At 36.4% G+C, this 26,770-nt stretch carries 25 protein-coding genes and 1 pseudogene; 22 read left to right on the top strand and 4 right to left on the bottom strand.

The features are described from left to right. A partial coding sequence (locus AC1DTM_RS06725; RefSeq protein ID WP_477000110.1) for an e9imm peptide occupies positions 1-295 on the top strand: 295 nt, incomplete at its 5' end. A gap of 236 nt (positions 296-531) precedes the next feature. Here the strand turns inward: AC1DTM_RS06725 and AC1DTM_RS06720 are convergent. Continuing rightward, a complete protein-coding gene (locus AC1DTM_RS06720) occupies positions 532-1,902 on the bottom strand; it encodes a sensor histidine kinase (RefSeq protein ID WP_016103535.1) in 1,371 nt (456 codons plus the stop codon). 11 nt (positions 1,903-1,913) lie between these two features. Further along, positions 1,914-2,591 (bottom strand): response regulator transcription factor, encoded by a 678-nt coding sequence (locus tag AC1DTM_RS06715; RefSeq protein WP_088098697.1) that lies wholly within the window; start codon positions 2,589-2,591, stop codon positions 1,914-1,916. 174 nt (positions 2,592-2,765) lie between these two features. Here AC1DTM_RS06715 and AC1DTM_RS06710 point away from each other — a divergent pair, with 174 nt between their 5' ends. The 4 genes and pseudogenes from AC1DTM_RS06710 to AC1DTM_RS06695 all read left to right on the top strand — a co-directional run bounded on the left by AC1DTM_RS06710 (position 2,766) and on the right by AC1DTM_RS06695 (position 6,445). Further along, positions 2,766-4,013 (top strand): lipoprotein, encoded by a 1,248-nt coding sequence (locus AC1DTM_RS06710; RefSeq protein WP_016103537.1) that lies wholly within the window; start codon positions 2,766-2,768, stop codon positions 4,011-4,013. Between the two features lie 156 nt (positions 4,014-4,169). Beyond that, positions 4,170-5,622: pseudogene (locus AC1DTM_RS06705) on the top strand (SulP family inorganic anion transporter). Between the two features lie 65 nt (positions 5,623-5,687). Continuing rightward, entirely contained in the window at positions 5,688-6,110 is a 423-nt protein-coding gene (locus AC1DTM_RS06700; protein WP_002114109.1) for a universal stress protein, read from the top strand. Between the two features lie 218 nt (positions 6,111-6,328). After that, positions 6,329-6,445: a DUF4027 family protein gene (locus AC1DTM_RS06695; protein ID WP_002125236.1), complete on the top strand. Its 117-nt coding sequence runs from the start codon at positions 6,329-6,331 to the stop codon at positions 6,443-6,445. Positions 6,446-6,582: 137 nt separating this feature from the next. On the opposite strand, the gene glpT is transcribed toward AC1DTM_RS06695, so the two are convergent. Continuing rightward, entirely contained in the window at positions 6,583-7,932 is a 1,350-nt protein-coding gene (gene glpT, locus AC1DTM_RS06690) for a glycerol-3-phosphate transporter (RefSeq protein ID WP_016103539.1), read from the bottom strand. Positions 7,933-8,203: 271 nt separating this feature from the next. Here glpT and AC1DTM_RS06685 point away from each other — a divergent pair, with 271 nt between their 5' ends. From AC1DTM_RS06685 to AC1DTM_RS06630, 12 genes are all read left to right on the top strand, one after another. After that, positions 8,204-8,662 (top strand): MarR family winged helix-turn-helix transcriptional regulator, encoded by a 459-nt coding sequence (locus AC1DTM_RS06685; RefSeq protein WP_002114114.1) that lies wholly within the window; start codon positions 8,204-8,206, stop codon positions 8,660-8,662. Between the two features lie 19 nt (positions 8,663-8,681). Further along, entirely contained in the window at positions 8,682-10,295 is a 1,614-nt protein-coding gene (locus tag AC1DTM_RS06680; protein ID WP_002114116.1) for an MDR family MFS transporter, read from the top strand. Positions 10,296-10,433: 138 nt separating this feature from the next. Beyond that, positions 10,434-11,405 carry a ribose operon transcriptional repressor RbsR gene (gene rbsR / locus AC1DTM_RS06675; protein ID WP_002159290.1) on the top strand — a complete coding sequence of 324 codons (972 nt, stop codon included), beginning with the start codon at positions 10,434-10,436 and terminating at the stop codon, positions 11,403-11,405. Positions 11,406-11,418: 13 nt separating this feature from the next. Next, a complete protein-coding gene (rbsK, locus tag AC1DTM_RS06670) occupies positions 11,419-12,315 on the top strand; it encodes a ribokinase (protein WP_016103540.1) in 897 nt (298 codons plus the stop codon). Next, complete coding sequence (rbsD, locus tag AC1DTM_RS06665) at positions 12,312-12,707, top strand: D-ribose pyranase (RefSeq protein WP_016103541.1); 396 nt, start codon at positions 12,312-12,314, stop codon at positions 12,705-12,707. Before rbsK ends, rbsD begins: the two co-directional genes overlap by 4 nt. Positions 12,708-12,725: 18 nt before the next feature. Beyond that, a complete protein-coding gene (rbsA, locus tag AC1DTM_RS06660) occupies positions 12,726-14,210 on the top strand; it encodes a ribose ABC transporter ATP-binding protein RbsA (protein WP_016103542.1) in 1,485 nt (494 codons plus the stop codon). 3 nt (positions 14,211-14,213) lie between these two features. Then, positions 14,214-15,149 (top strand): ABC transporter permease subunit, encoded by a 936-nt coding sequence (locus AC1DTM_RS06655; RefSeq protein WP_002114125.1) that lies wholly within the window; start codon positions 14,214-14,216, stop codon positions 15,147-15,149. Between the two features lie 14 nt (positions 15,150-15,163). Beyond that, a complete protein-coding gene (gene rbsB / locus AC1DTM_RS06650; protein WP_016103543.1) occupies positions 15,164-16,087 on the top strand; it encodes a ribose ABC transporter substrate-binding protein RbsB in 924 nt (307 codons plus the stop codon). A 38-nt stretch (positions 16,088-16,125) separates the two neighbouring features. Beyond that, positions 16,126-16,773 (top strand): fructose-6-phosphate aldolase, encoded by a 648-nt coding sequence (gene fsa, locus AC1DTM_RS06645; RefSeq protein ID WP_000667669.1) that lies wholly within the window; start codon positions 16,126-16,128, stop codon positions 16,771-16,773. A 300-nt stretch (positions 16,774-17,073) separates the two neighbouring features. Next, on the top strand, positions 17,074-19,467 hold the full coding sequence (inhA2, locus tag AC1DTM_RS06640; RefSeq protein ID WP_016103544.1) for a M6 family metalloprotease immune inhibitor InhA2: 2,394 nt from the start codon (positions 17,074-17,076) through the stop codon (positions 19,465-19,467). Between the two features lie 319 nt (positions 19,468-19,786). Further along, positions 19,787-20,128 (top strand): hypothetical protein, encoded by a 342-nt coding sequence (locus AC1DTM_RS06635; RefSeq protein ID WP_016103545.1) that lies wholly within the window; start codon positions 19,787-19,789, stop codon positions 20,126-20,128. A gap of 21 nt (positions 20,129-20,149) precedes the next feature. Beyond that, positions 20,150-20,479 (top strand): hypothetical protein, encoded by a 330-nt coding sequence (locus tag AC1DTM_RS06630; protein ID WP_002159283.1) that lies wholly within the window; start codon positions 20,150-20,152, stop codon positions 20,477-20,479. Between the two features lie 18 nt (positions 20,480-20,497). Here the strand turns inward: AC1DTM_RS06630 and AC1DTM_RS06625 are convergent, their stop codons facing one another. Continuing rightward, complete coding sequence (locus tag AC1DTM_RS06625; RefSeq protein WP_477000109.1) at positions 20,498-21,652, bottom strand: MFS transporter; 1,155 nt, start codon at positions 21,650-21,652, stop codon at positions 20,498-20,500. A gap of 224 nt (positions 21,653-21,876) precedes the next feature. Here AC1DTM_RS06625 and bdhA point away from each other — a divergent pair, with 224 nt between their 5' ends. The 5 genes from bdhA to AC1DTM_RS06600 all read left to right on the top strand — a co-directional run. Then, positions 21,877-22,929, top strand: a complete 1,053-nt coding sequence (gene bdhA / locus AC1DTM_RS06620) for a (R,R)-butanediol dehydrogenase (protein WP_002114142.1) — start codon at positions 21,877-21,879, stop codon at positions 22,927-22,929. Positions 22,930-23,048: 119 nt separating this feature from the next. Further along, complete coding sequence (locus AC1DTM_RS06615) at positions 23,049-23,393, top strand: potassium channel family protein (protein WP_016103546.1); 345 nt, start codon at positions 23,049-23,051, stop codon at positions 23,391-23,393. A gap of 264 nt (positions 23,394-23,657) precedes the next feature. Further along, entirely contained in the window at positions 23,658-24,509 is an 852-nt protein-coding gene (gene cerA / locus AC1DTM_RS06610) for a phospholipase CerA (protein ID WP_002114146.1), read from the top strand. 76 nt (positions 24,510-24,585) lie between these two features. Next, positions 24,586-25,587, top strand: a complete 1,002-nt coding sequence (gene sph / locus AC1DTM_RS06605; RefSeq protein WP_016103549.1) for a sphingomyelinase C — start codon at positions 24,586-24,588, stop codon at positions 25,585-25,587. A 113-nt stretch (positions 25,588-25,700) separates the two neighbouring features. Further along, positions 25,701-26,770 (top strand): amino acid deaminase/aldolase (locus AC1DTM_RS06600; protein WP_477000108.1); only part of this gene is annotated, 1,070 nt, incomplete at its 3' end.

The following is a 26,770-nucleotide window of genomic DNA, read 5'->3' as shown; positions in this document are numbered from 1 at the left end:
TCCAAATGCAAAAGAATTATTTTTTGCCGATTACGGTGCAGAATATATTGTAAAAAGAGCTATTAATCATAAAAATATAAAGTTAGGTGAGTTAAATAAAGAAGAGTTAGTTACCTTGGTTCAAAAACTTATGGATACGGAAGGAGAAGAATGGGAACAGGCAATTTGGTTGGACATGGTTGAATCGTCTGTTATTGACCCTAAAATAGGTGATTATATTTTCTGGGGCGATGACGAATTAACCGCCAGAGAAATTATAGATAAAGCATTGGCTTATAAACCATTAAAATTATAAAGTGTGTTGCTTTAAGTAGAATTAAAGATTTATTTTAGAATAGATTGTGTAAAATTAAGAGGTTTAGAAATTTGTTTAAGTTTTGTCTTTAATTTGATTTAAGCTAAAGGAGAATTTAGTTCAATAAGACAATAAAAGACGCCCAGAGTTTTTGAACTCTGGGCGTTTTCATATGCTAATTATGATGTGATTTTGTAAATCAAAACTGAACTTGTTAATTGATGATAGTTGTATTTCTATATAGATGGCAATGAAATGATAAAGCAAGACCCATGATCGACTTCGCTCGTTACAGTAATATTCCCGCCGTGTAGTTCTACAATTTCTTTCACGATAGATAGTCCTAAACCAGTTCCGCCTGTAGCTCTAGAGCGCGCTTTATCAACACGGTAAAAGCGGTCGAAAATGTGAGGGAGGTCTTCAGGGGGAATACCTTCTCCCTTGTCCTCAATTTTGATGGAAATATGTTTATGTTCTTCTGTAACAGAAATATTAATATGAGAATGTTCTTTTGAATGTCTATACGCGTTATTTAAAATGTTAGCCATAACTTGTTCAAAGCGCTGCTCATCTAGCTTTACTAAGAGTGAGAGAGGACATGTGAAAACAACTTTAATTTGTTTTTCTCCATACATCACATTTATTTTTTCAGTGATGCGAGTAAGGAAAGTGTGTAAATGCACTTCTTTTACTTGAATGAAAAAGTTATGCTTTTCCATTTGAGCGAGTGAAAATAAATCTTGAACTAAGTTTGTAATATAATCAGATTCGTCTTTTATAATGGATAAGTATTGTAAACGTTGCTCAGGAGGTGTATTTTCTTTTAATGCAATGTCAGCATAACCTCTTACGTACGTTAAAGGTGTTCGTAATTCATGAGCAACACTTGCTAGAAATTCACTTCTTTCTGTTTTCATATAATGTAAATCATTTGCTAGAGTTTGGATAGATTCTGCTAGTTCACCAATTTCGTCATTTCGAGTAGTCGTTAATGAAACTGATAAATCGCCCTTACTCATTTTTTCAGTCGCTTGTTTCATGTGTAACAATGGTTTTGTTAATAAACGTGATAATAGAAAAATGGTGATGGCTGTTAATAGAAAAGTAATGACTCCGGCGATAATGAATTGTCTTGTTAGCCCGTTAACCATTTCTTCGATTGATTCCGTTCCGAGAAACATATATACATAGCCTTCCGTTTTTCCTGCCACTACAATTGGACTAACTGTACATATATAATTAGATGTTTTCCAATGATTCTCTATAATCGCTCCATCATGATCTGTTCGTGTTTGCATTCCTTCAATATGGTTTTTTATAGTAGTATTTATTTCATTGGATTTAGCTAGTACTTCTTTATTTGCATTTGTAATAATAACAGTTGTTTCAGCTTCGGATTCCATTAAAGCAACATGGGAGATTGTTTGCTTATCAAAATACTTTTCAAGGACATCTCGGTGACTATTTCCACGCTTTAATAAAGCAGTCATTTCTTCATTTACTCTAGTGTTCACAAGGCTATAATAGAGCAAGACAAATAGAACACTTTCGATTAAAAGTGTAACAATTAGAAAATAAAATCCGAGTTGAATAGAAATTCGCTTCATCGCTTTGCTCCTTAATCTAGGGTATCAATCCATCGATACCCTACTCCGTAAACAGTTTTTAAATGGTGATCAATAGGGAAATTTACTTTTCGTAATTTATCACGTAAATTACGAATATGTGAATCGACTGTTCTATCTTCTGTATTTGTATTCAATCCCCAAATTCGTTCAATGAGCTGATCACGGCTTAATACGTAGTTCACATGACGTAAAAATAATCCGAGTAAAGAGAATTCGATTGGAGTGAGAAGAAGTTCTTCATTATAGACAGAAATGAAATGCTTGGCCTCATCCCATAAAATGCCTTGATATTGGATTTGCGCGTGTTGATTTGTTCGCCTTAAAACAGCTTCAATTCTTGCGAAAAGCTCCTCTTCATGGAAAGGTTTCGTCACGTAATCATCCGCTCCAAGTTTTAACCCTTGGATGACATCTACCGTTTGATCACGAGCAGTTACCATAATGATTGGAACGTTACTAAATGATCGAATTCTTTTGCACGTTTCCCACCCGTCCATCTTTGGCATCATAATATCGAGTAAAACAAATTTGAAGTTTCGATTTTCTATATGTGAAATAGCTTCTTCTCCGGACACTGCACATACGCAGTTGTATCCGATTGGAGTAAGATAAAGTGATAATAATTCAAGCATTCTCGGTTCATTATCTACAAGTAGTATATCGATCATAGAGTACCTCCGCATTTGTAGTTATTACTTAAATTGTAAGTCAAAATCATGAAGAAATGGTGCAGATTATAATGCATCTGCATAATTTCTTCAGAATTGCTTGTTATTGTAAAGTTGAAATTCCATTTTAGGTAATAATATTGGCTCGAAAACGATTAATACGGAGGCGATATAGTGAAAAAGATGACCCGAATTCTTGGGATAACAATAATTACGGTAGCTGGTCTTGCGGCGTGTGGACAAACGAACACAGATCATAAAAATCATGAATCTACAAAAGAGAAGAAAACAGAGCAAAAGGAAATGAAAATGAATCAGGAGGTAACTGCGCCGAAAGAAATGAATGCCGGGGCATCAGATGATTTATTAACGACAAGTTTAAAAAATGTAACGAGATTAAATACAAATGATCCTCTGCAAATGGCAGTATTAACTTCGCAAACAATATGGCCAGCAACGCATAAAGAGAATCAGCCAGGTGCTGTTATTTTAGTGCCAGTAAGCGAGTGGCAATTAGGTATTGCAAGTGCAGATCTTATTCATCATCCGAATAACGGACCAATTTTATTTATAGAAAAAGAAGTGGTACCCGAAATGACATTAAAAGAAATAAAAAGATTAAATCCGCCCGGAACGAAAGATGGAACGCAAATTATGGTGATGGGGGATGTAGGTGCATCTACCCTTGAGCAATTAAAAGAATATAAAGTAAAGCAAATAAAAGAAACGGACCCAGCTAAATTTGCTAAAGATGTCGATAAAGAATATGCCACTATAGCAGGAGATTATCCAAATAGCGTTATTATCGGTTCGTCTGAAGAAGAAGGACGTTTATATACAACACCAGCTGTAAATTGGATTTCTCATATGCCAGAACCACTTTTATATGTAGAAAAGGATAAGGTGCCAGAAGCGACAATAGAGGCATTAAAGGTAAGAAAAAATAAAGCGAATATATATGTGTTAGGACCAGAGAAAATCATTTCAAAAGAAGTAGAAAAAGAGTTAAATAAATACGGAAAAGTAACACGGATTAGTGGAGAGACCCCAACAGAAAATTCGATTGCGTTTGCGAAATTTAAAGATGAAAAAACGAAATTTGGCTGGGGGTTCACAAAACCTGGTCACGGTTTGTCGTTTGTTTCGAGTAAAACACCAGACTTAGCAATTGCGGGAGCACCGTTTTCACATATGGGTAAACATGCCCCTGTTGTTTTGCTTGAGGAAGGAAGAGCTTCACAACCAGTTTATGACTTCCTTGCTACTATTCAGCCGAAGTTTAAAGATGATCCAACACTTGGACCGTATAACCATGGTTTCCTATTAGGAAGTACTAGTGATATTTCATTTGAAACACAAGGTATATTGGATGAGAGGTTAGAAATTGTTCAGGAAAGTGGTCAAGGTCACGGTGGACATTAATGAAATGAGAAAAGACGCTGCTAAGGTAGCGTCTTTTCTTTAGGAAACTTTTACGTAGCACAAAATCTTCTACTCGTTATATAATAGCCTTCGTGCAGTCGGCCCTGATTTTCTTACGGAGAAAATCAAATGATAAAAGAGTAGAGGAGTGTTACTTTGTTTCAAACTATAAAAAATGAATGGTTCTCAAATGTGAGAGGGGACGTGCTATCGGGGATTGTTGTTGCTTTAGCATTAATTCGCTGAAGCGATAGCTTTTTCTGTTATTGCAGGTGTAGATCCGACGGTTGGATTGTACGCGGCCTTTTGTATTGCGGTTACAATTTCGTTTGTCGGCGGAAGACCAGGGATGATCTCGGCGGCAACGGGTGCGATGGCATTATTAATGGTCACTCTTGTGAAGGATCACGGTTTGCAATATTTATTTGCTGTGACAATAGTAACAGGTATTGTTCAAATTATTTTTGGAGTGTTCAAGCTGAGCTCATTTATGAAGTTTGTTCCTAAATCCGTTATGAGTGGTTTTTTAAATTCACTTGGAATTTTAGTTTTTACAGCGCAATTGCCGCATTTTAAAAATGCAACTTGGCAAATGTATGCACTTGTCGCATTAGGACTTGCAATTATATATTTATTTCCACGTATTACGACGGCTGTTCCGTCTACACTTATTTCAATTATTATTGTGACAAGCATTGCACTTATGAGCGGATTACAGTTAAAAACAGTAGGGGATATGGGAAGCTTACCGAAAGAATTACCGTTCTTTAGTATTCCTGATGTTCCATTTACACTTGAGACATTAGCAATTATTTTACCGTATTCAGTTATGCTAGCGGTTATAGGTTTACTAGAGTCATTATTAACGGCGTCGGTTTTAGACGATATGACACATACGGAAAGTAATAAGCATAAAGAGGCACGTGGACAAGGGATTGCGAACGTTGTTGCTGGTTTCTTCGGAGGAATGGCAGGATGTGCAATGATTGGACAATCTGTTATTAACATTAAATCAGGTGGTCGCGGGAGATTATCGACGTTTGTAGCCGGTGGTTTTTTAATCGTATTGCTATTTGTTTTAGGTGATTACGTTGTTCATATTCCGATGGCAGCTTTAGTTGCAGTTATGATTATGGTTTCGATTGGGACGTTTGATTGGAACTCTGTAGCGACGATTCATAAAGTACCAAAAGGAAACGCATTTATTATGATCGTAACAGTTGTGATTGTCCTAATTACACATAATTTAGGATTAGGTGTAATTATCGGAACGATAATTAGTGCAGTTTTATTTGCATTCAATATGGCAAAGATTCACGTGAAACATTTGTATATTGAAAATAAGAAAATATACGAAATTCACGGCCAACTATTCTTCGCATCTACGGCAGAGTATATAAATGCTTTTTCATACAATGAAGATGTGAAAGAAATTGAGATGAACTTTACTAACGCACACGTATGGGATGATTCAGCAGTAGCGGCAATTGATAAAGTTATCATGAAATATGAACAGAACGGTGTGAAAGTAAGGATCACAGGGTTAAATGAACGTAGCTCGAAGCTCGTTGCGAATTTAGCTACTTATAATAAGAGAATTGCTAGTTAGAAGCCTCCTTTTTAGGGGGCTTTATTATATAATACGGGTAGGATAACGAAAAGGGGATTCAGCATATGTACAAACAAATTTTATTAGCATGCGATGGTTCTGAACATGCACTTCGAGCAGCCGAGCATGCAACATATATTGCGAAATTTAACGAAGAAACACATGTTGAAGTTGTGTACGTAGTAGATAATAGAACGGCAAAGTCAGATATTATACAAGGACAAACGGATTTAGAAACAATATCAGCTAGTCGAAAAGATAAATTAAAAGAGATTGAGGGTTTATTAAAGAAAGAGAACATTTCCTACAAAATTACGATTCTACATGGCGATCCAGGAGATACGATTGTTCAATATGTAAATACAGGAGATATAGATCTTGTTATTGCTGGGAGTAGAGGGCTAAATACACTGCAAGAGATGGTGCTTGGTAGTGTAAGTCATAAAATAGCAAAGCGTGTGAAATGCCCGATTATGATTATAAAATAAATTGAGTGAGATAGTCTGTATTGTAAGCAAGACCTTGATATAATTCGAGGTCTTTTTTGATGTATAGAGGGGGAGATTATGGCCATACTAGATATAAGTTTAGAGGGAAATTGTTAACTTACAAATTTGTAAGTTAGTTGTCAGTAAAATCGATGTTATGAAATTTTTTCCATTGATAAAATAAGAATATCAAAGGGGATATAGGGAGGATGGAAGGTATGAAATCATTTCAAAATTTGTCTTATAGCCAAGGAGTAAGTTTAATTTGTTTAGGTGGATTTGCTGGATCTGTTATGTTAGCTGTTTTAATAAAGATGTTTCAGCAAATGTTTTAATCGTATGAATAGAAAATAGAAGGGAATTGATTAATATAAATAGCAAGAGAAGAACGATAAATAAAAAATAGCTCTTAGCATGTAAGTAAATGCTGAGAGCTATTTTTATGTTTATTTTTCTACACATTATATTTTGTTTAAACTGCTTTTGATTTTGCAGATCCTGTATTTAAAGTAAGAGCAAGGAAGAACATTGCAAGCACACAAGAAGCAAGGAGCAAAATGAATCCGCCGTCCCATCCGAATCCATCTACAATAAAGCCCATGGCTGCGCTAGCAAAAGTAGCTCCACCTAGGTAACCGAAGAACCCAGTTAAACCAGCGGCAGTTCCAGCAGCTTTTTTTGGTGCTAAGTCTAGCGCGTGAAGACCAATTAACATAACAGGTCCGTAAATTAAAAATCCAATGGAAACAAGTGCGATACTATCAATGATTGGATGCCCAGCAGGATTTAGCCAGTAAACAAGAACGGCAATGAATACACCGACCATAAATAAAATACCAGCAGGTGCGCGGCGCCCTTTAAATAGTTTATCACTCATCCATCCGCAAAGAAGTGTACCTGGAATACCAGCCCATTCGTATAGAGCATAAGCTGTACGTGAGCTACTATGAGTAAAGCTTTTTTCTTCTACTAAATAAGTAGGAGCCCAGTCTACAACGCCGTAACGAACGAAATAAACAAAAACGTTAGCGATAGCGATGTACCATAAAAACTTATTGTTTAATATGTATGTAAATAAAATTTCCTTTACCGAAAGCTCGCGTTCACGGTCCGCTACTTTTTCATCTGATGGATATTCCCCAGTGTGTTCTTCAATAGAAGGTAATCCGCAAGATTGAGGTGTATCTCTCATCGTAATTAATACATAAATACCCACTAAAATTGAAAGAATACCTGGGAAGTAAAATATACTTTTCCAGTCATTTGCAAAGAAATATAAGCCTAATGTAACGAGAGAAGGCATAAGCGCGCCGCCGACATTATGAGCGACGTTCCAAATAGACATTTTTGTACCACGTTCACTAACGGAGAACCAGTGAACCATCGTACGGCCACAAGGAGGCCATCCCATACCTTGTACCCATCCATTTAAAAACTGAAGTACAAACATAAGTATAATGCTCGTTGTAATGAAAGAAAATGAGCCGAAAATAATATTAATGATACCGGATAAAAATAGCCCAGCTGCTAAAAAGTAGCGAGGATTACAACGATCGGATACGATACCCATAAGAAATTTACTTAATCCGTAAGCGATAGATACTGCTGAAAGGATAACCCCAAGTTCCCCTTTACTAAAGCCTTGTTCGATTAAGTATGGCATTGCAAGTGAAAAGTTTTTTCGAACAAAGTAGTAACCCGCATAACCGATGAAGATACCTAAGAATACTTGTAAACGCAATTTACGGTATTCGCTATCAGTGCGATCAGTAGGTAAGCGTTCTGCGTGGGGCGCAGGTTTAAATAATTGTGTGAAAAACATAAAATGAAAATCCTCCCCTAATTAATTCGAAGCGTTTTAAGACAGAGAGAACACAAAAAGGCTATGAAATATAAAAAAGTTCCCTTTTTTATGATTCATAGCCGTATACTCCGATTCTCCGTGACTGTCAATATTAATTTTGACGAAAATTATACAACTTTGTGACAGGAATGTAAACGTTTTTATAAAGAAAGTTGTTGACGTATTTTGTTTGTGGGATTAATATTTAAATACGTTAAATATTTTATTGCTTAAATAAGAGGTGGATAACATGCCAAATGATATGACTCATATTGATAAGATTCAAGCTCTTACATTCGCTATAGGAAAGAAAATGCAAACAGAGCTATTAGAACAAATGCAAGCATCAGGACTTACACCACCGCAGTTTTATATTTTAAAGATTTTAGATCATTACGGAGCTTCAAGAGCGACACAATTGGCGGAGAAAATGTACGTGAAACCGAGCGCGATTACAGTAATGATTGATCGTTTAATTGATCATGGATTAGTAGAGCGCTATCACGACGATAATGATCGCCGCGTTGTTATCATTGAGCTAACGAAAAAGGGGAAAGCTACAGTAGAAGAAGCGATGGCGGCTCGTAATGAGCATATTGCAAAATACTTCTCACACTTAGAATTACAAGAGAGGGAAGATTTGTTACGCCTCTTTGAAAAGCTAGAAACAATTATTTGCGGGACACAAGAGAAAAAAGAGAAAAACTAAGAGGAATTGAGGAGATTACATGGAGCAACAAGAAAATCAGAATAGAAAGTTGTTGTTAATCGGTTTAGTAATCGCGATGCTATTTGCTGCATTGGACGGAACAATCGTTGGTACAGCAATGCCCCGTATCGTCGGTGAACTAGGCGGATTAAGTTTAATGACATGGTTAACAACAGCTTACATGTTAACATCAACAACGGTTGTACCGATTGCAGGTAAATTAGCGGATTTACTTGGGCGTCGTAACGTATATATAGCAGGATTAATTATCTTTATGGCTGGTTCAGCTTTATGTGGTATGGCAAACGGTATGACAGAATTAATTATTTTCCGTGGTATTCAAGGTCTTGGTGGCGGTATTATGATGCCAATGGCTATGATTATTATCGGAGATATGTTCACGGGAAAAGAACGTGCTAAATGGCAAGGTATTTTTGGAGCTCTATATGGTCTTGCCTCTGTAATTGGACCACAAGTTGGTGGTTGGATTGTAGACGCAGTGGACTGGAGATGGGTATTCTATATTAACTTACCAGTTGGTATTTTAGCGACAATCTTTATTGCAATGGGATTAAAAGCACATAAACAAACAGGACCAATTAAAATTGATATCGCCGGAATCTTCACGATGATTCTCGGTGTTGTAAGTTTATTACTTGCGTTAACGTTTGGTGGAAAAGATTATGCATGGGGTTCTTGGCAAATTATCGGGTTATTTGCACTAGCTGCCATTGGTATTGTTAGCTTTGTTATTGTTGAAACGAAGGCTGAAGAACCAATTTTACCGATGCACTTCTTTAAAAACCGCACATTTACACTACTGAATGCGATCGGTTTCTTTATGAGTATCGGAATGTTTGGAGCAATTATGTTCGTACCGTTCTTTATGCAAGGAATTGTAGGCGTAAGTGCTGCTGAATCAGGAACGATTATGACACCGATGATGATCACAATGATCGTTATGAGTATTATCGGTGGTCAACTTGTATTAAAAGTTGGTGTGAAACCACAAATTATTACAGGGATGCTTATTATGGCTAGTGGTTTCTGGTTATTAACAACGATGGATATGCACACAACTAAGCTTACCGCTACTTCTTATATGATGATTATCGGTTTAGGAATGGGTCTTGTTATGCCGATATTAACATTAGCATTACAAGAAAGCTTCCCGAAAAAAGATCTTGGTGTTGTAACATCATCAAGTCAATTCTTCCGTCAAATCGGTGGAACGTTTGGGATTACAATTTTAGGATCAATTATGAATAACACTTCAGGTACAACGTTAACAAATAAATTAGTACCTGTATTAGATACATTCCCAAAAGAAGCGGGACAAATGGTAACAAAATTGAAAGATATGATTCATACAGATCCACAGAGTTTATATTCTATGCTCTTTAGTCCAGAGGCATTAAAACAAATGCCAGAAGCATTTTCTAACAGTATCGTACCGGTTTTGAAAAGTTCTTTGGTGGATTCGCTTCATACTGTATTTTTAACAGGATTAGTATTTATCGTAGTAGGTGCAATCTTTACGATTTTCTTACAGAAGATTAAACTATCTGATCGTAAAAAAGCTGCAGAAGAGCCTGCTGTAGAAGAGAAAGAACAAACTGTATCATATTCATAATGAAAAAGCATCGCCTTATGGCGGTGCTTTTTTTGAGTATAACCTTAAAAGCTTTTTAGTGAGAAATGATTGACGTATTTTCATAAATGCGTTATATTATTTTGTGTAAACGGTTACATGAAATGAGGAGAAAAGAGAATGAGTACGATTAAAGACGTTGCAAAATTAGCAGGGGTATCTGTTGCGACCGTTTCCAGAGTGTTAAATAAAAATGGATATGTTCATGAGGATACATTAAAAAAAGTAGAGCGAGCAATTGAAATGCTAGATTATAAACCTAGTACAGTAGCACGATCTTTATACAATAAAAAATCTCGTTTAATTGGCTTAGTTGTTCCAAATATCGTGAATCCATTCTTTCCAGAAATTGCACGTGCCGTAGAAGATGTAGCACATAAGCAAGGTTACACAGTTGTCCTTTGTAACTCTGATGAAAATTTAGAAAAAGAGAAACAATACATTGATGTGCTTAGACAAAATAATGTGGATGGGTTTATTGTGGCAACGAATCCACAAAATAGTGTTAATTACATGAATTTGTCTATTCCAGTTGTTGCGATTGACCGAATGTTTAATGAGCGCATTCCTACTGTATATGCAGATAACTATGCAGGGAGTCAGGCGGCGACAAAGTTATTAATAGACAAAGGGTGTAAACATATTGCACATATTCGCGGACCGCGTGATGTGAGCACAGCTAATGAACGTTTTGAAGGTTTTGTAGATGTTATTACGCAAAATAATCTTTCTTATATGATTGCAGAGAGTACATTCGATCCAGCTAATAGTGAACAGGTCGCGGTAGGATTATTGGAAGAATATCCGCATATTGATGGGATTGTTGCTGGGAATGATTTAATTGCAATCGGCGTTGTAAAGGCTGCACTTCAAAAGGGAATTTCTATTCCAGACGATTTACAAATTATCGGATTCGATGGAATTTCTTTAACAGAAATGATGTATCCATCTATTACAACTGTTGCACAGCCAATTTATGAAATGGGGAAAATTGCAACAGAGTTGTTGTTAGAGCAGATGGAAGGAAATCCATTAGAAGAGAAACACTATCGTTTACCGATTGAAATTATAGAACGAAATACAACGAAGTAAGGAGATGAGACAGATGCCAAATATTGCAGTAGTAGGTAGTATTTCAATGGACTTAGTGGCTGTTTCAAAAATACGGCCGAAAGCAGGCGAAACGGTAATTGGTGAAGCATTTCATACGATCCCAGGAGGGAAAGGGGCCAACCAAGCAGTAGCTGCAGCTAGATTAGGAGCAAATGTAGCGATGGTTGGTGCAGTAGGAAATGATGATTACGGAACGGTAGTTAGAAAAAATTTAGAGAACGAACGCGTTTTTATCGACTATGTGGTACCGGTTACAGATAGAACGACAGGAATCGCTCATATCGTTTTAGCAGAAGAGGATAACAGTATTGTTGTCGTACAAGGAGCAAATGCTCTTGTAAATGAGTCGATTGTAGATCGTTCAAAAGACCTTCTTGTAAAAGCTGATATGGTTGTTCTTCAACTAGAGATTCCGCTTGAAACAGTAAAATACGTTCTGTCTATTTGTGAGGAGCATAAAATTCCAGTTATGTTGAATCCAGCTCCAGCACAATTTTTATCAGAAGATATTTTAGAAAAAGCGAATTATATTACGCCGAATGAGCATGAATGTCGCATTGTATTAGATGATTTTACATCACCAATTGAAGATTTACTGGCTAAATATCCAAACAAACTACTGATGACAGAAGGTTCTAATGGTGTTCGTTTTCATAACGGAACGGAAGTTATTCAAGTTCCAAGTATTGCCGTAGATGTAGTAGATACGACTGGAGCTGGTGATACATTTAACGGCGCGTTAGCAGTTGCGCTTTCTGAAGGAGAAATACTTCAAAAGGCTATTCGTTTCGCAAATATTGCTGGTGGTCTTTCTGTAACAAGACTTGGGGCACAGGGCGGTATGCCAACGAGAGATAGAGTACGTGAAGTGCAGGTGATTGTTGGATGAAAAAGCACGGTGTATTAAATAGTGAAATTGCGGCAGTCCTTGCTTCACTTGGACATACAGATACGATTGTAATTGCTGATTGCGGGTTACCTATTCCTGATGGAGTAAAACGAATTGATTTAGCAGTTGAAATCGGAAAACCTAGTTTTTTAGACGTATTACAAGTTGTTGCTGATGATATGGCAATTGAAAAAGTGATGTTAGCAGAAGAAGTTATTACAAATAATGCAGAGGTAAATAAAGAAGTTGAGATGCGTTTAATAGAGCCAGCATTTGAATATGTGTCTCATAAGGAATTTAAAGAGTATACAAAGAGAGCGAAGGCGATTATTCGTACAGGAGAAGCAACGCCTTATGCGAATGTTATTTTACATGCAGGCGTGATTTTTTAATAAAGGGATGTGATGAGAATGCATATTGAAATGAAGAACATTTCAAAAGCGTTCAGTGGTAATCCTGTTCTAAAAAACGCACAGTTTATGATTGAAACAGGAGAAGTCCATGCATTGATGGGGGAAAACGGAGCGGGGAAATCGACGCTCATGAAGATTCTAACAGGTGTATATAAAAAAGACAGTGGAGCAGTCACAATTGATGGACAAGAACGAACTTTTAAAAATGCGAAAGAAGCGGAAGAGTACGGTATTGCATTTATCCATCAAGAGTTGAACATATTACCGAATTTAACGGTAGCTGAAAATATGTTTCTTGGAAAAGAGTTAATGTATGGAAAAACGGGCATTTTACGTACGCGTCAAATGAATGCGATTGCTCAGCAGCAATTGGCAGATCTTGGTCTACATGTGAGAGGCGCTATGCTAGCAGGTGAATTATCAGTTGGACAACAGCAAATTATTGAAATTGCTAAAGCATTAATGACAAATGCGAGCGTTATTATTATGGATGAACCTACAGCAGCGTTAACAGATCGCGAAATTGAAACACTGTTTATTGTTATTAATAAATTGCGTAAAGAGGGCGTTTCGTTCGTTTATATTTCACACCGGATGGAAGAAATTTTTTCAATATGTGATGCTATTACGATTTTACGTGATGGAGAATATGTAGGGAAAAGATTAATTCCGGAGACATCATTTGATGAAGTAGTTAGCATGATGGTGGGTCGTAGTATTGGTGAACGTTATCCAGAACGAAATAGTCAAATTGGCGAAGTGATTTTTGAAATGCGTAACGGAACGAAAAAGGGGAAATTTGAAAATGTTTCGTTTCAAGTTAGAAAAGGTGAAATCCTTGGTGTTGCGGGCTTGATGGGAGCTGGTCGCACGGATATTATGAAAGCGATATTTGGATATGAACCGCTTGATTCAGGACAAATTTTTATGAATGGACAAGAAGTGAAAATTGATAGTCCAATTGATGCGATTAGACAACGAATTGCCTTTATTACAGAGGATAGAAAATCTGAAGGGCTTGTGTTAGATTTTTCGATTCGTGAAAATTTAGCTTTACCAAATTTAGAAAGTCTTTCAAAGGGAAGCGTTGTTAATAAAGGTTTAGAACAGCAATTTACAGAGGATATGATGAAGCTTCTTAACGTGAAAGCAGCAAACGGAGAGCAAGCTGTAAAATCTCTTTCTGGTGGAAATCAGCAAAAGATTGTAATTGCAAAATGGTTAGGTATTCATCCGCAGTTACTCATTTTAGATGAACCAACGAGAGGTGTAGATGTTGGGGCTAAAAAAGAAATTTACTCTATTATGAATAAGCTTACCGAGCAAGGAGATTCCGTTATTATGGTATCGTCTGAGCTTCCAGAAGTTTTAGGAATGAGTGATCGTGTTCTCGTCATTCATGAGGGGAAAATCGGTGGTATTTTAGAGAAGGATCAGGCATCGCAAGAGTCTATTATGGCACTAGCTACAGGGGGAGAGTAAGATATGGCTAAGAAGGGGAATGTATTACAACAACTTGGTTCTTTAATTGGATTAGTATTAATTATCGTAGTAATTACAGCTTTAAATCCAGCATTTATTGAAATTCCAAATTTATTTAATATACTGCGCCAAGTATCGATTAATGCACTCATTGCATTTGGAATGACCTTCGTTATTTTAACAGGGGGTATTGACTTATCGGTAGGTTCTATTTTAGCATTATCAAGTGCACTTGTTGCCGGAATGATGGCAAGTGGCATGGATCCGTTCCTTGCAATGGTAGTTGGATTATTAGCAGGTCTTGCAATGGGAATTATAAACGGTATCATTATTGCGAAGGGAAAAGTAGCTCCGTTTATTGCAACTTTAGCAACAATGACTATTTTTCGCGGGTTGACGCTTGTTTATATGGACGGACGTCCGATCACTGGTCTTGGTGATCATTTAATGTTCCAAATGTTTGGCCGTGGTTATTTCCTTGGTATTCCTGTGCCAGCCGTTACAATGATGATCGCTTTTGCAGTACTGTACTTTATTTTAAAGAAAACAACGTTTGGTCGCCGTACGTTTGCGATTGGTGGAAATGAAGAAGCGGCAGCTTTATCTGGTATTAATGTTACGAGAATTAAAGTAATGATTTACGGTCTTTCCGGAATTTTGGCAGCGCTTGCAGGTATTGTCTTAACATCAAGATTAGATTCTGCACAGCCGACTGCTGGTACTTCTTACGAATTAGATGCAATTGCTGCAGTTGTGTTAGGAGGAACGAGTCTTTCAGGTGGAAGAGGATGGATTGTTGGTACATTCATCGGTGTGCTTATTATTGGTGTACTAAATAACGGTTTAAATTTATTAGGTGTATCTTCTTTCTTCCAACAAGTTGTAAAAGGACTTGTAATCTTACTAGCTGTACTAATTGATCGTCGAAAAGAAGCGTAATGGAGGGGCAATTCATGAAAAGATGGTTACTGATACTCGTTGCATGCATCATGGTAGTTACTGCTGGTTGTTCAATGGAACCACCAGATTGGGCAAAGGATTCTGGCGATAAAGGTCGAAATAAAACTATTAAAGTTGGATTTTCTGTTTCCACTTTAAATAATCCATTTTTCGTCACGTTGAAAAAAGGTGCAGAAAAGAAAGCAAAAGATAGTGGCATTGAACTAATTGCTGTTGATGCACAAAATGATGCAGCGAAGCAAACAAACGATGTTGAAGATTTAATTCAAAAAGGTGTCGATGTAGTTGTTATTAATCCAACTGACTCAGATGCCGTTGCTTCAGCGGTAAGTGCAGCTAATGCAGCCAATGTTCCTGTTATTACAGTAGACCGAGTTGCGAATTCAGGTAAAGTTGTTTCTCACATTGCTTCTAACAATGTCGAAGGTGGTCAAATGGCTAGTGATTACATTCGGGAATTAGTTGGTGAAGGAACAAATGTTGCTGAGTTAGAAGGAATCCCAGGATCGTCTGCTGCTCGTGAGCGTGGGAAAGGATTCCATAACGTAGCTGATAAGTCTTTAAAAGTAGTAGCAAAACAAGCAGCTGATTTCGATCGTGCAAAAGGGTTATCCGTTATGGAAAATATTTTGCAAGCAAATAGCGATATAAAAGCAGTGTTTGCTCATAACGATGAAATGGCATTAGGCGCACTTGAGGCGTTGAAATCTGCTGGCAAAACGGACGTAGTCGTTGTTGGATTTGATGCAACGGACGATGCTGTAAAAGCGGTTAAAGATGGGCGCATGGCAGCAACAGTCGCTCAAAAACCGGAATTAATCGGAGAGAAGGCGATGGAAACAGCGAAAGAAATAACACAAGGTAAAAAAGTGGACAAATTTGTTCCGATTGAATTAGAGCTTATTAAGAAAAAATAAATAAATATAAAATGAAAATTAGGAAGGAAGAATAACAAATGAAATTTTTTATTGATACAGCAAACATTAACGAAATTAAAGAGGCAAATGCATTAGGTGTAGTAGCTGGAGTAACGACAAATCCATCGCTTGTAGCAAAAGAAGGCGTAGATTTCCATGAGCGTATTCGTGAAATTTGCAGCTTTATTGAAGGACCTGTAAGCGCAGAAGTAATTAGCTTAGAAGCTGATAAAATGATTGAAGAAGGAAAAGAGTTAGCAAAAATCGCTCCAAACGTTGTTGTAAAAGTTCCAATGACAACAGAAGGCTTAAAAGCAGTAAAAGCATTCTCAGATTTAGGAATTCGTACAAACGTTACATTAGTATTCTCAGCAGTGCAAGCATTACTTGCAGCTCGCGCTGGTGCGACATACGTTTCACCGTTCTTAGGTCGCTTAGATGATATCGGTCATAACGGTATGGACTTAATTCGCCAAATCGCAGAAATCTTTGCAATTCACGGCATTGAAACAGAAATCATTGCAGCATCTGTACGTCACAGTGTTCACGTAACAGAAGCAGCATTAAACGGTTCACATATTGCAACAATCCCAGCAAACGTAATCGCTTCATTAGTGAAGCACCCATTAACAGATCAAGGAATTGAGAAATTCTTAGCTGATTGGGAAAAAACACAAGAGAAATAATACGAAATAGAGAACCCGAGTTTAATTAACTTGGGTTCTTTTTTTTGTTTGAAAGAATTTTCATGCAATTGTGCATATTGTCTTTTAAATTTTTAATATAAGCTATTTAATATATAACAAATCACTCTTTATTTTTCACATTTCGACATAAAAAGATAGAGGGTCTGACCAGAAAACTGGAGGGCATGATTCTATAACAGAAAGCTTATTGCTTATAGAATCATGTCTTTTATTATACAAGGGAGGATAGATTACGTGTTTTTATCTGAAGTTTAAGATTGATACAAGGGGATGATTAAAATGAGAAAAAAAGCGCCATTTAAAGTGTTGTCATCATTAACGATCGCGACATTCATCGGATGCTCAGCTGTAATGAGTGCTCCGTTAGCATACGCAGAAACGCCAGCAAAAGAAAGTGTGTCTACAACGCCAATTGATCATAACTTAATTCAAGAAGATCGTTTAGCGGAAGCGCTGAAAGAAAGAGGAACAATTAATCCAGCATCATCAAAAGAAGAGACAAAAAGGGCTGTAGAGCAATATATTGAAAAGAAACAAGGGGATCAGGCAAATAAAGAAATTCTTCCAGATGATGCTGCTCAAGAAGCATCTGATTTCGTGAAAAAGGTAAAAGAGAAAAAGATGGAAGAAAAGGAAAAAGTAAAGAAAGCTGAAAAAAATGTTAGTCCTGATCAAAAGCCGGAACCAAATAAAAAGCAATTGAATGGGCAAGTTCCAACTTCTAAGGCGAAACAAGCTCCATATAGTGGACCTGCCCGCAATGATAAAGTGTTAGTGTTACTCGTTGAATTTAGTGATTATAAACATAATAATATTGAACAAACACCAGGTTATATGTATTCGAAAGACTTTAGTAGAGAACATTATCAAAAGATGTTATTCGGTAAGGAACCTTACACATTATTTGATGGTTCGAAAGTAAAAACATTTAAACAATATTATGAAGAGCAGTCTGGCGGTAGTTATACGACAGACGGATATGTAACGGAGTGGCTAACTGTCCCAGGCAAAGCATCTGATTACGGAGCTGATGGTAGCAGTGGTCATGATAATAAAGGACCAAAAGGTGCACGTGATTTAGTGAAGGAAGCTTTACAAGCAGCTGCTGAGAAAGGGTTAGATTTATCTCAATTTGATCAATTCGATAGATATGATACAAATGGTGATGGGAATCAAAATGAATCTGACGGTGTAATTGATCATTTAATGGTAATCCATGCTGGTGTTGGTCAAGAAGCTGGTGGCGGTAAATTAGGTGATGATGCGATTTGGTCACATCGTTCAAAATTAGCAAGAGATCCAGTAGCGATTGAAGGTACAAAATCAAAGGTAGATTATTGGGATGGAAAAGTAGCAGCGCATGATTACACAATTGAACCAGAAGACGGTGCAGTAGGTGTGTTTGCACATGAATTTGGACATGACCTTGGTTTACCGGATGAATATGATACGAAGTATACTGGAACTGGATCACCAGTCGAAGCTTGGTCATTGATGAGTGGAGGTAGCTGGACAGGGAAAATCGCAGGAACAGAGCCAACTAGTTTTTCTCCACAAAATAAAGATTTTTTACAAAAGAATATGGGCGGCAACTGGGCGAAAATTTTAGAAGTAGATTACGATAAAATTAAGCGTGGTGTAGGAGTTCCTACATATATTGATCAAAGTGTTACAAAATCAAATCGTCCAGGTATAGTACGTGTCAATTTACCAGATAAGAGTATCGAAACAATTAAGCCTGGGTTTGGAAAACAGGCATACTATAGTACAAGAGGCGATGATATTCATACGAAATTAGAAACACCGTTCTTTGATTTAACGAAGGGAACAAATGCAAAGTTTGATTATAAGGCGAATTATGAATTAGAAGCTGAGTGTGATTTCATCGAAGTACATGTTGTAACTGAAGATGGAACAAAAACATTGATTGATAGATTAGGAGAAAAGATAGTACAAGATGATAAAGATACAACAGATGGGAAATGGATTGATAAATCATACGATTTAAGTCAGTTCAAAGGGAAGAAAGTTAAACTACAATTCGACTATATTACAGATCCAGCTTTAACATATAAAGGTTTTGCAATGGATAATGTAAATGTAACAGTTGATGGACAAGTAGTATTTTCAGATGATGCAGAAGGACAATCTAAAATGAAGTTAAATGGATTCGTTGTTTCTGATGGGACAGAAAAGAAACCCCATTATTATTATCTAGAGTGGAGAAACTATGCTGGGTCAGATAATGGATTAAAAGCGGGAAGAGGTCCGGTGTATAATACAGGTCTTGTCGTTTGGTATGCAGATGATAGCTTCAAAGACAACTGGGTTGGGGTGCATCCAGGTGAAGGATTCCTTGGTGTTGTTGACTCTCATCCAGAAGCGTTAGTTGGCAATCTAAACGGGAAACCAGCGTACGGTAATACTGGAATGCAAATTGCAGATGCTGCATTTTCATTTGATCAAACGCCAGCATGGAGTGCAAATTCATTAACACGTGGACAATTTAATTATACCGGATTACAAGGTGTTACAACATTTGATGATTCAAAAGTATACAGCAACAAACAAATTGCTGACGCAGGACGAAAAGTTCCAAACCTTGGGCTTAAATTCCAAGTTGTTGGACAAGCAGATGATAAGTCTGCAGGTGCTGTTTGGATTAGACGTTAATAAAATAAAAGCACATTCTTCATATGAAGAGTGTGCTTTTATATTTGTACAGTAAGTTATTATTTTAGCTTGTGTAATACAACTGTTTATCTATATGTAGTGTATCAAATTATGTGGGGAAAGGAAATATTTCCGAGGAAATTGTCGAAGTATCGTTGGTATTTATAAACTTTCTTTTTAAAAGAAGAGATGTAGCATTGCTTTTACAGTGCAATTTATTTACATTGTTATTTGGCTATACACAAAAGTAATATATTAGGCGAAAAAAGAGCTCTATTGGAAGAGCTCCTTTTTAATGACAGAAAGGAGGGAGTTATAAATGAAAGAAACAATTGCATGTCCACAATGTGAAGAGATTATTACTGCACAACATATTATCGATATCCCACATCCTTTTTCATTAAGGTGTCCGCATTGTAAGGTAAAGCTGAAAGAAATGAGGATAACACCATGTTTAATATTAGTGGCAATTTGTATTATCCCACTGTTTATTATTATTGGAGAGAGTATTAAAGAATTGCTAGGAAAACATTTTTCTATTGTAGATCATGTACCAACCGTACTTATTTTCTTCTTATTTTGTTATCCGTTGTATTATTTCTATGAAAAATATAATGCCATATTATTCATTAAATATGGTTTGTTGAAAGTTAAAAGTTGAATTGAATAGGAGATTATCATTATGTTGTGGAAAATTTATTTAGTAATTGTAGCGATATTAGCTATTACTTCGTTAGTAAGAGGGATGTTTCAAACACCGATTCAAAAGTTTGATTTTGTAGTGTCTATTATTACATGGATAGGACTATTTGGATTTGTTTTTGATGTACAAATATTGACGCCGATCGTTTGGCAATGCATCTTTGTGTTTAGCATCATTTGGACTTTAACTGCAGTTTTTGTTTTACGATTATATGAAGAGAAAGATGAGCCATTACCTTTTATATTTAAATTAATTGGCATTATCCCAACTTTTCCGTTATATTACGGATTATATCAATATGCATTTTAAAAAAAAGACAATGATGGGCTACCCCATCATTGTCTTTTTCACTTTGCTTCTTACATAAATCATGCCAGCAAATGTTAATAAGAATGCAGTTCCGATAACAAAGCTAGCGCTAGGAGATGCTCCGATTGCTCCGACTGTAAAGGAGCCAGCAACAACTCCTAACGAGAAGAATGCATAAAACAATCCGAATGCTTTCCCTCGGTTACCATCTGTTGTATTTTCAACAAGTAAAGCATTAATTGCTGGGAAGAGGATAGCGAATCCAATTCCATAAATCATCATAACGATAAAGAGCATGCCTTTTGTTGCAAATAATCCGAGTAAAGATAACGCTAGTGCCATTACTGCAATCCCGATTAGCATTAGTTTTGAACGATTAAATCGATCGTAAATGCGATTTGTTGGCAGTAAGAAGAAGAGGATAGCGGTAATTCCGAATACACTTAACATCATGCCTGTTGTAGATGCTTTAAGTGCTAACGCCTCAACTTTTACTGGTAACATATAAGTGACAATCCCTTGTGAAAACATGAGTGTGAAAGCACCAATATATGCTTGTAATAAAGGTTCAGATCTCAATAGTTCAATCATATCTTCTTTGTTCATCATTTGTGTTCTTGATGTATCTTTCCTTGATACGTTATTTGGTAAGAAGAATAGAGATACGATTGTACCAAGGACCATTAAAATAGAAATGGTAATGAACACCCACTCTATACCAGCTGTTGCTTTCATAATGCCGCTGAAAGCAGGTCCTACGATTGCCGCTGTTCCAACAGCAGCACCAGATAGAGCCATTGCCTTACCTTGCCTTGCTGAATTTGTTTGTTTTGATAAAAACGTAAAGGCAGCAGGAATTAAAAATCCGTCACTAAAACCGTGCATAAAGCGCACAACTAATAGTTGTTCACMACTTTGAACAACGGTGTATAACAAGACTATGAAACTCGTAATTCCCATGCTTATATAAAGGATTTTTTTTGCACCAAATTTATCAACAGCGGCTCCAGCAATAATATTACCGATCATATTAGCGAATGAGTACATACCGACAACTAGCCCGATAACAAGAGGGGTTCCTCCAAGGCTTTGAGCGAAAGTACTCATAATAGGTAATTGTGAAAATGTATCTAAAAACGCTACGATAACAATAAAGTAAATAAAATATTTCAAGCGATATTCACCTCTCCTATGCTATTATGGCATAATGCTAATTTCAACCGCAATGAAATTGAATTAACAGATGTGGAAAAAAGTACAAAGTGACAAAATATTGAACGTTATTTGTTAAAAATTAGTGAAAACGAGATTGTTTTTTGAAATATATGGATAAAAGTATTATAATAGATTTGTAAACTTCACCAGGTTAAGTATATACATAGAGAGGGATGTATAAAATGAAAGCATTACTTTGGCATAATCAACATGATGTACGAGTAGAAGAAGTACCAGAACCAACTGTAAGACCAGGAGCAGTGAAAATTAAAGTTAAATGGTGTGGTATCTGCGGGACAGACCTGCATGAATATTTAGCAGGTCCTATTTTTATTCCAACAGAAGAACATCCATTAACACACGTAAAAGCACCGGTTATTTTAGGTCATGAGTTTAGTGGTGAGGTAGTAGAAATTGGTGAAGGAGTTACATCTCATAAAGTGGGAGACCGCGTTGTTGTAGAACCAATTTATTCTTGTGGTAAATGTGAAGCTTGTAAACATGGACATTACAATGTTTGTGAACAACTTGTTTTCCACGGTCTTGGTGGAGACGGCGGTGGTTTCTCTGAATATACAGTAGTACCAGAAGATATGGTTCATCATATTCCAGATGAAATGACGTATGAACAAGGTGCGCTTGTAGAACCAGCAGCAGTAGCAGTTCATGCAGTACGTCAAAGTAAATTAAAAGAAGGGGAAGCTGTAGCAGTATTTGGTTGTGGTCCAATTGGACTTCTTGTTATCCAAGCAGCTAAAGCAGCAGGAGCAACTCCTGTTATCGCAGTGGAACTTTCTAAAGAACGTCAAGAGCTAGCTAAATTAGCAGGTGCTGATTACGTATTAAATCCAGCAACTCAAGATGTACTAGCAGAAATTCGTAACTTAACAAATGGTTTAGGTGTAAATGTTAGCTTTGAAGTAACAGGTGTTGAAGTTGTACTTCGTCAAGCAATTGAAAGTACAAGCTTTGAAGGCCAAACTGTAATTGTTAGTGTGTGGGAAAAAGATGCGACAATTACTCCGAACAACCTTGTATTAAAAGAAAAAGAAGTTATCGGTATTCTTGGATATCGTCATATATTCCCAGCTGTTATTAAATTAATTAGCTCTGGCCAAATTCAAGCAGAGAAATTAATTACGAAAAAAATTACAGTGGACCAAGTTGTTGAAGAAGGCTTTGAAGCACTTGTAAAAGATAAAAAACAAGTGAAAATTCTTGTTTCACCTAAATAATATACAATAGAAGAAAGTAGCCCTTTTCTAGAAATAGAAAAGGGCTACTTTTTTTCTATACTGAAAGGTGATAGACTTTCCTTTAACTAAAGGTATTTTTGTTTGGAAGGGGAAGTCCAATGCTTTCATTTATGTTGACATTGAAACGGATGTTAAGAGCCTGTTTACGAGCATGGAAAGATAAAGAGTTTCAAGTGTTATTCGTATTAACAATGTTGACATTAACATCGGGGACGATTTTTTATAGTACAGTTGAAGGATTACGTCCTCTTGACGCTTTATATTTTAGCGTGGTCACGTTGACGACTGTCGGTGATGGGAATTTTAGTCCGCAAACTGATTTTGGAAAGGTATTTACGATCTTATACATATTTATTGGGATTGGATTAGTGTTTGGATTTATTCATAAATTGGCAATTAATGTGCAACTGCCAAGTATATTATCGAAAAGAAAAAAAGAGTAGAGCGGTTAATCCCTTTACTCTTTTTTTACATTAGTTTAGAAAATTATTTGCAGTAGCTTAACAATACTTTATTACACTGTAAGTGTATTCATTCATTACGTTCACTATGTATAAAGTTATAGTAATATGAACATTTGCATATTTTAATTTATTGATAGAAATTTTGTGAAAGGTGGGATATTCTAGTCATAGGTTAACCGGAAGACATTATAGGATCCTAAAAAAATATGAACAATAATTCAATTATAAAATGGAGGATTTCAGATGAAAAAGAAAGTTCTTGCTTTAGCAGCAGCTATTACGTTAGTAGCGCCATTACAAAGCGTTGCATTTGCTCATGAAAACGATGGAGGACAGAGAGTTGGAGTTATTCCGCGCTGGTCTGCTGAAGATAAGCATAAAGAAGGCGTAAACTCTCATTTATGGATTGTAAACCGTGCAATGGATATTATGTCTCGTAATACAACACTTGTAAAACAAGATCAAGTTGCACTATTAAATGAATGGCGTACGGAGTTAGAGAACGGTATTTATGCTGCTGACTATGAAAATCCTTATTATGATAATAGCACATTTGCTTCACACTTCTATGACCCTGACAATGGAAAAACTTATATTCCATTTGCAAAGCAGGCAAAGGAAACTGGAGCTAAATATTTCAAATTAGCAGGTGAGTCATACAAAAATAAAGATATGAAACAAGCATTCTTCTATTTGGGGTTATCTCTTCATTATTTAGGGGATGTAAATCAACCGATGCATGCAGCAAACTTTACAAATCTTTCGTATCCACAAGGGTTCCATTCTAAATATGAAAACTTTGTAGATACGATAAAAGATAATTATAAAGTAACGGATGGAAATGGATATTGGAACTGGAAAGGTACAAATCCAGAAGATTGGATTCATGGAGCGGCAGTAGTTGCGAAACAAGATTACTCTGGCATTGTAAATGATAATACGAAAGATTGGTTCGTGAAAGCAGCTGTATCACAAGAATATGCAGATAAATGGCGCGCTGAAGTTACACCAATGACAGGTACGCGATTAATGGATGCACAACGTGTTACTGCTGGATACATCCAGCTTTGGTTTGATACGTACGGAAATCGTTAAATATTTGAAAAAGGTCAAATCTCAGAATAGAGTATTTGGCCTTTTTATCACTACACAGTACATGGAGGTATGAAACGTGAAAGGTAAATTGCTAAAAGGTGTACTTAGCTTTGGTATTGGTTTAGGAGCTTTATATAGTGGATCTTCAGCTCAAGCAGAAATGTCTACAAATCAAAATGATACGTTAAAAGTAATGACCCATAATGTATATATGTTATCAACGAATTTATATCCAAACTGGGGACAAAATGAGCGTGCGGATTTAATTGGGGCAGCGGATTATATGAAAAATCAAGATGTTGTTATATTAAATGAAGTATTTGATAATAACGCTTCGAATCATTTGTTAGGGAATTTAAAGAAAGAATATCCAAACCAAACAGCGGTATTAGGTCGTAGTAACGGAAACGAATGGGATAAAACGTTAGGTAACTATTCATCTTCGACCCCTGAAGATGGCGGTGTAGCTATTGTAAGTAAATGGCCAATTGTTGAAAAGGTTCAATATGTATTCGAAAAAGGCTGCGGGCCAGATAACTTATCGAATAAAGGATTTGTATACACAAAAATTAAGAAAAATGATCGTTTCGTTCATGTAATTGGGACGCATTTACAAGCTGAAGATAATATGTGTGGACAAACTTTGCCAGCATCTGTACGTACAAAACAGCTACAAGAAATTCAAGAGTTTATTAAAAATAAAAATATACCAAATAACGAGTATGTGTTAATTGGTGGTGATATGAATGTAAATAAAATAAATGCTGAGAACAATAGTGACTCAGAGTACGCATCCATGTTCAAAACATTGCACGCTTCTATTCCATCTTATACTGGACATACTGCAACTTGGGATGCGACGACAAACAGTATTGCGAAATATAACTTCCCCGATAGCCCTGCCGAGTATTTAGATTATATTATTACAAGTAAGGACCATGCTAATCCATCGTATATAGAGAATAAGGTGTTACAGTCGAAATCGCCACAATGGACGGTTACGTCATGGCTCAAAAAATATACATATAATGATTACTCGGATCATTATCCAGTAGAGGCGACTATTTCTATGAAGTAGAGTAGCCTTGAAAAAGTTTCTTCGTAAAGAAGAAACTTTTTTTATTTGAAAACAGGAAAATCATTCTTTCTTTCCAATATGTATAAGACATATATAGAAGAGGAGAGAAAAATGTGGATAGAGGAATTTTTAAGGAAGTTCCATTACCGTGTGCATTTTTAGATGAAGTGGCTTTAGAGAGGAATATTCAATCGATTATAGAGTTAAGTGGAGATAAGAAGATTCGTATAGCGAGTAAATCATTACGCTCTGTTCCAATTATGAAAAAGATTTTAGCTGCAAATAATCGGTTTCAAGGTATTATGTGTTTTTCTCCTAGAGAAGCTTTGTTTTTAATTGAACAAGGATTTAATGATTTATTGCTCGGATATCCTGCTTATGATGAAAGAGCTTTATATGAAATTAGTTTGCTAACAAAGCAAGGGCACATTATAACTTGTATGGTGGATTGTGAAGACCATATTACTTATTTAGAAAAGATTGCTGAGAAGTCTAAAGGGTGTTTTCGCGTTTGTTTGGATATTGATATGAGTAGCCGTTTTTTTCAATTTCATTTTGGTGTAAAAAGATCCCCAGTAAAAGATGTGCAGAGCGCTTTGAAAATAGTAGAAAAGGTGAAGGGCTCATCATATTTAATACTAGATGGTGTAATGGGATATGAAGCTCAAATTGCCGGGGTGGGGGATCATATACCGAATCAATGGATGAAAAGTAAAGTGGTTTCGTATTTAAAGAAGAAATCAGTGTTAGAAATTAACGAAAGAAGAGGGAATATCGTAAAAGAAATACACAACTTGGGCATTGAACTAAGGTTTGTAAATGGGGGCGGAACGGGAAGTATAAAAACAACCGTTCAAGATAAATCAGTGACAGAGATTACTGTAGGATCCGCTTTTTACTCTCCTAAACTATTTGATTATTATAAAGAAGTGAAATTTCAGCCAGCCGTTGGATTTGCTTTACCAGTTGTGCGTAAACCGGCTCCGTTTATTTATACTTGCCTAGGTGGCGGATATATTGCCTCAGGTGCAGTTGGTAAAGATAAAGAGCCTGAGGTTTGGCGACCGAGTGGTGCAAAACTATTAGCTTTAGAAGGTGCTGGTGAAGTGCAAACGCCAATTTTTTATAACGGTGAGGAACGAGTAGCGATAGGAGATTCTATCTTGTTTCGTCATAGTAAAGC

This window comes from Bacillus sp. P4_D3, assembly GCF_056401855.1.
This window is presented reverse-complemented; position numbering and strand designations above follow the sequence as displayed.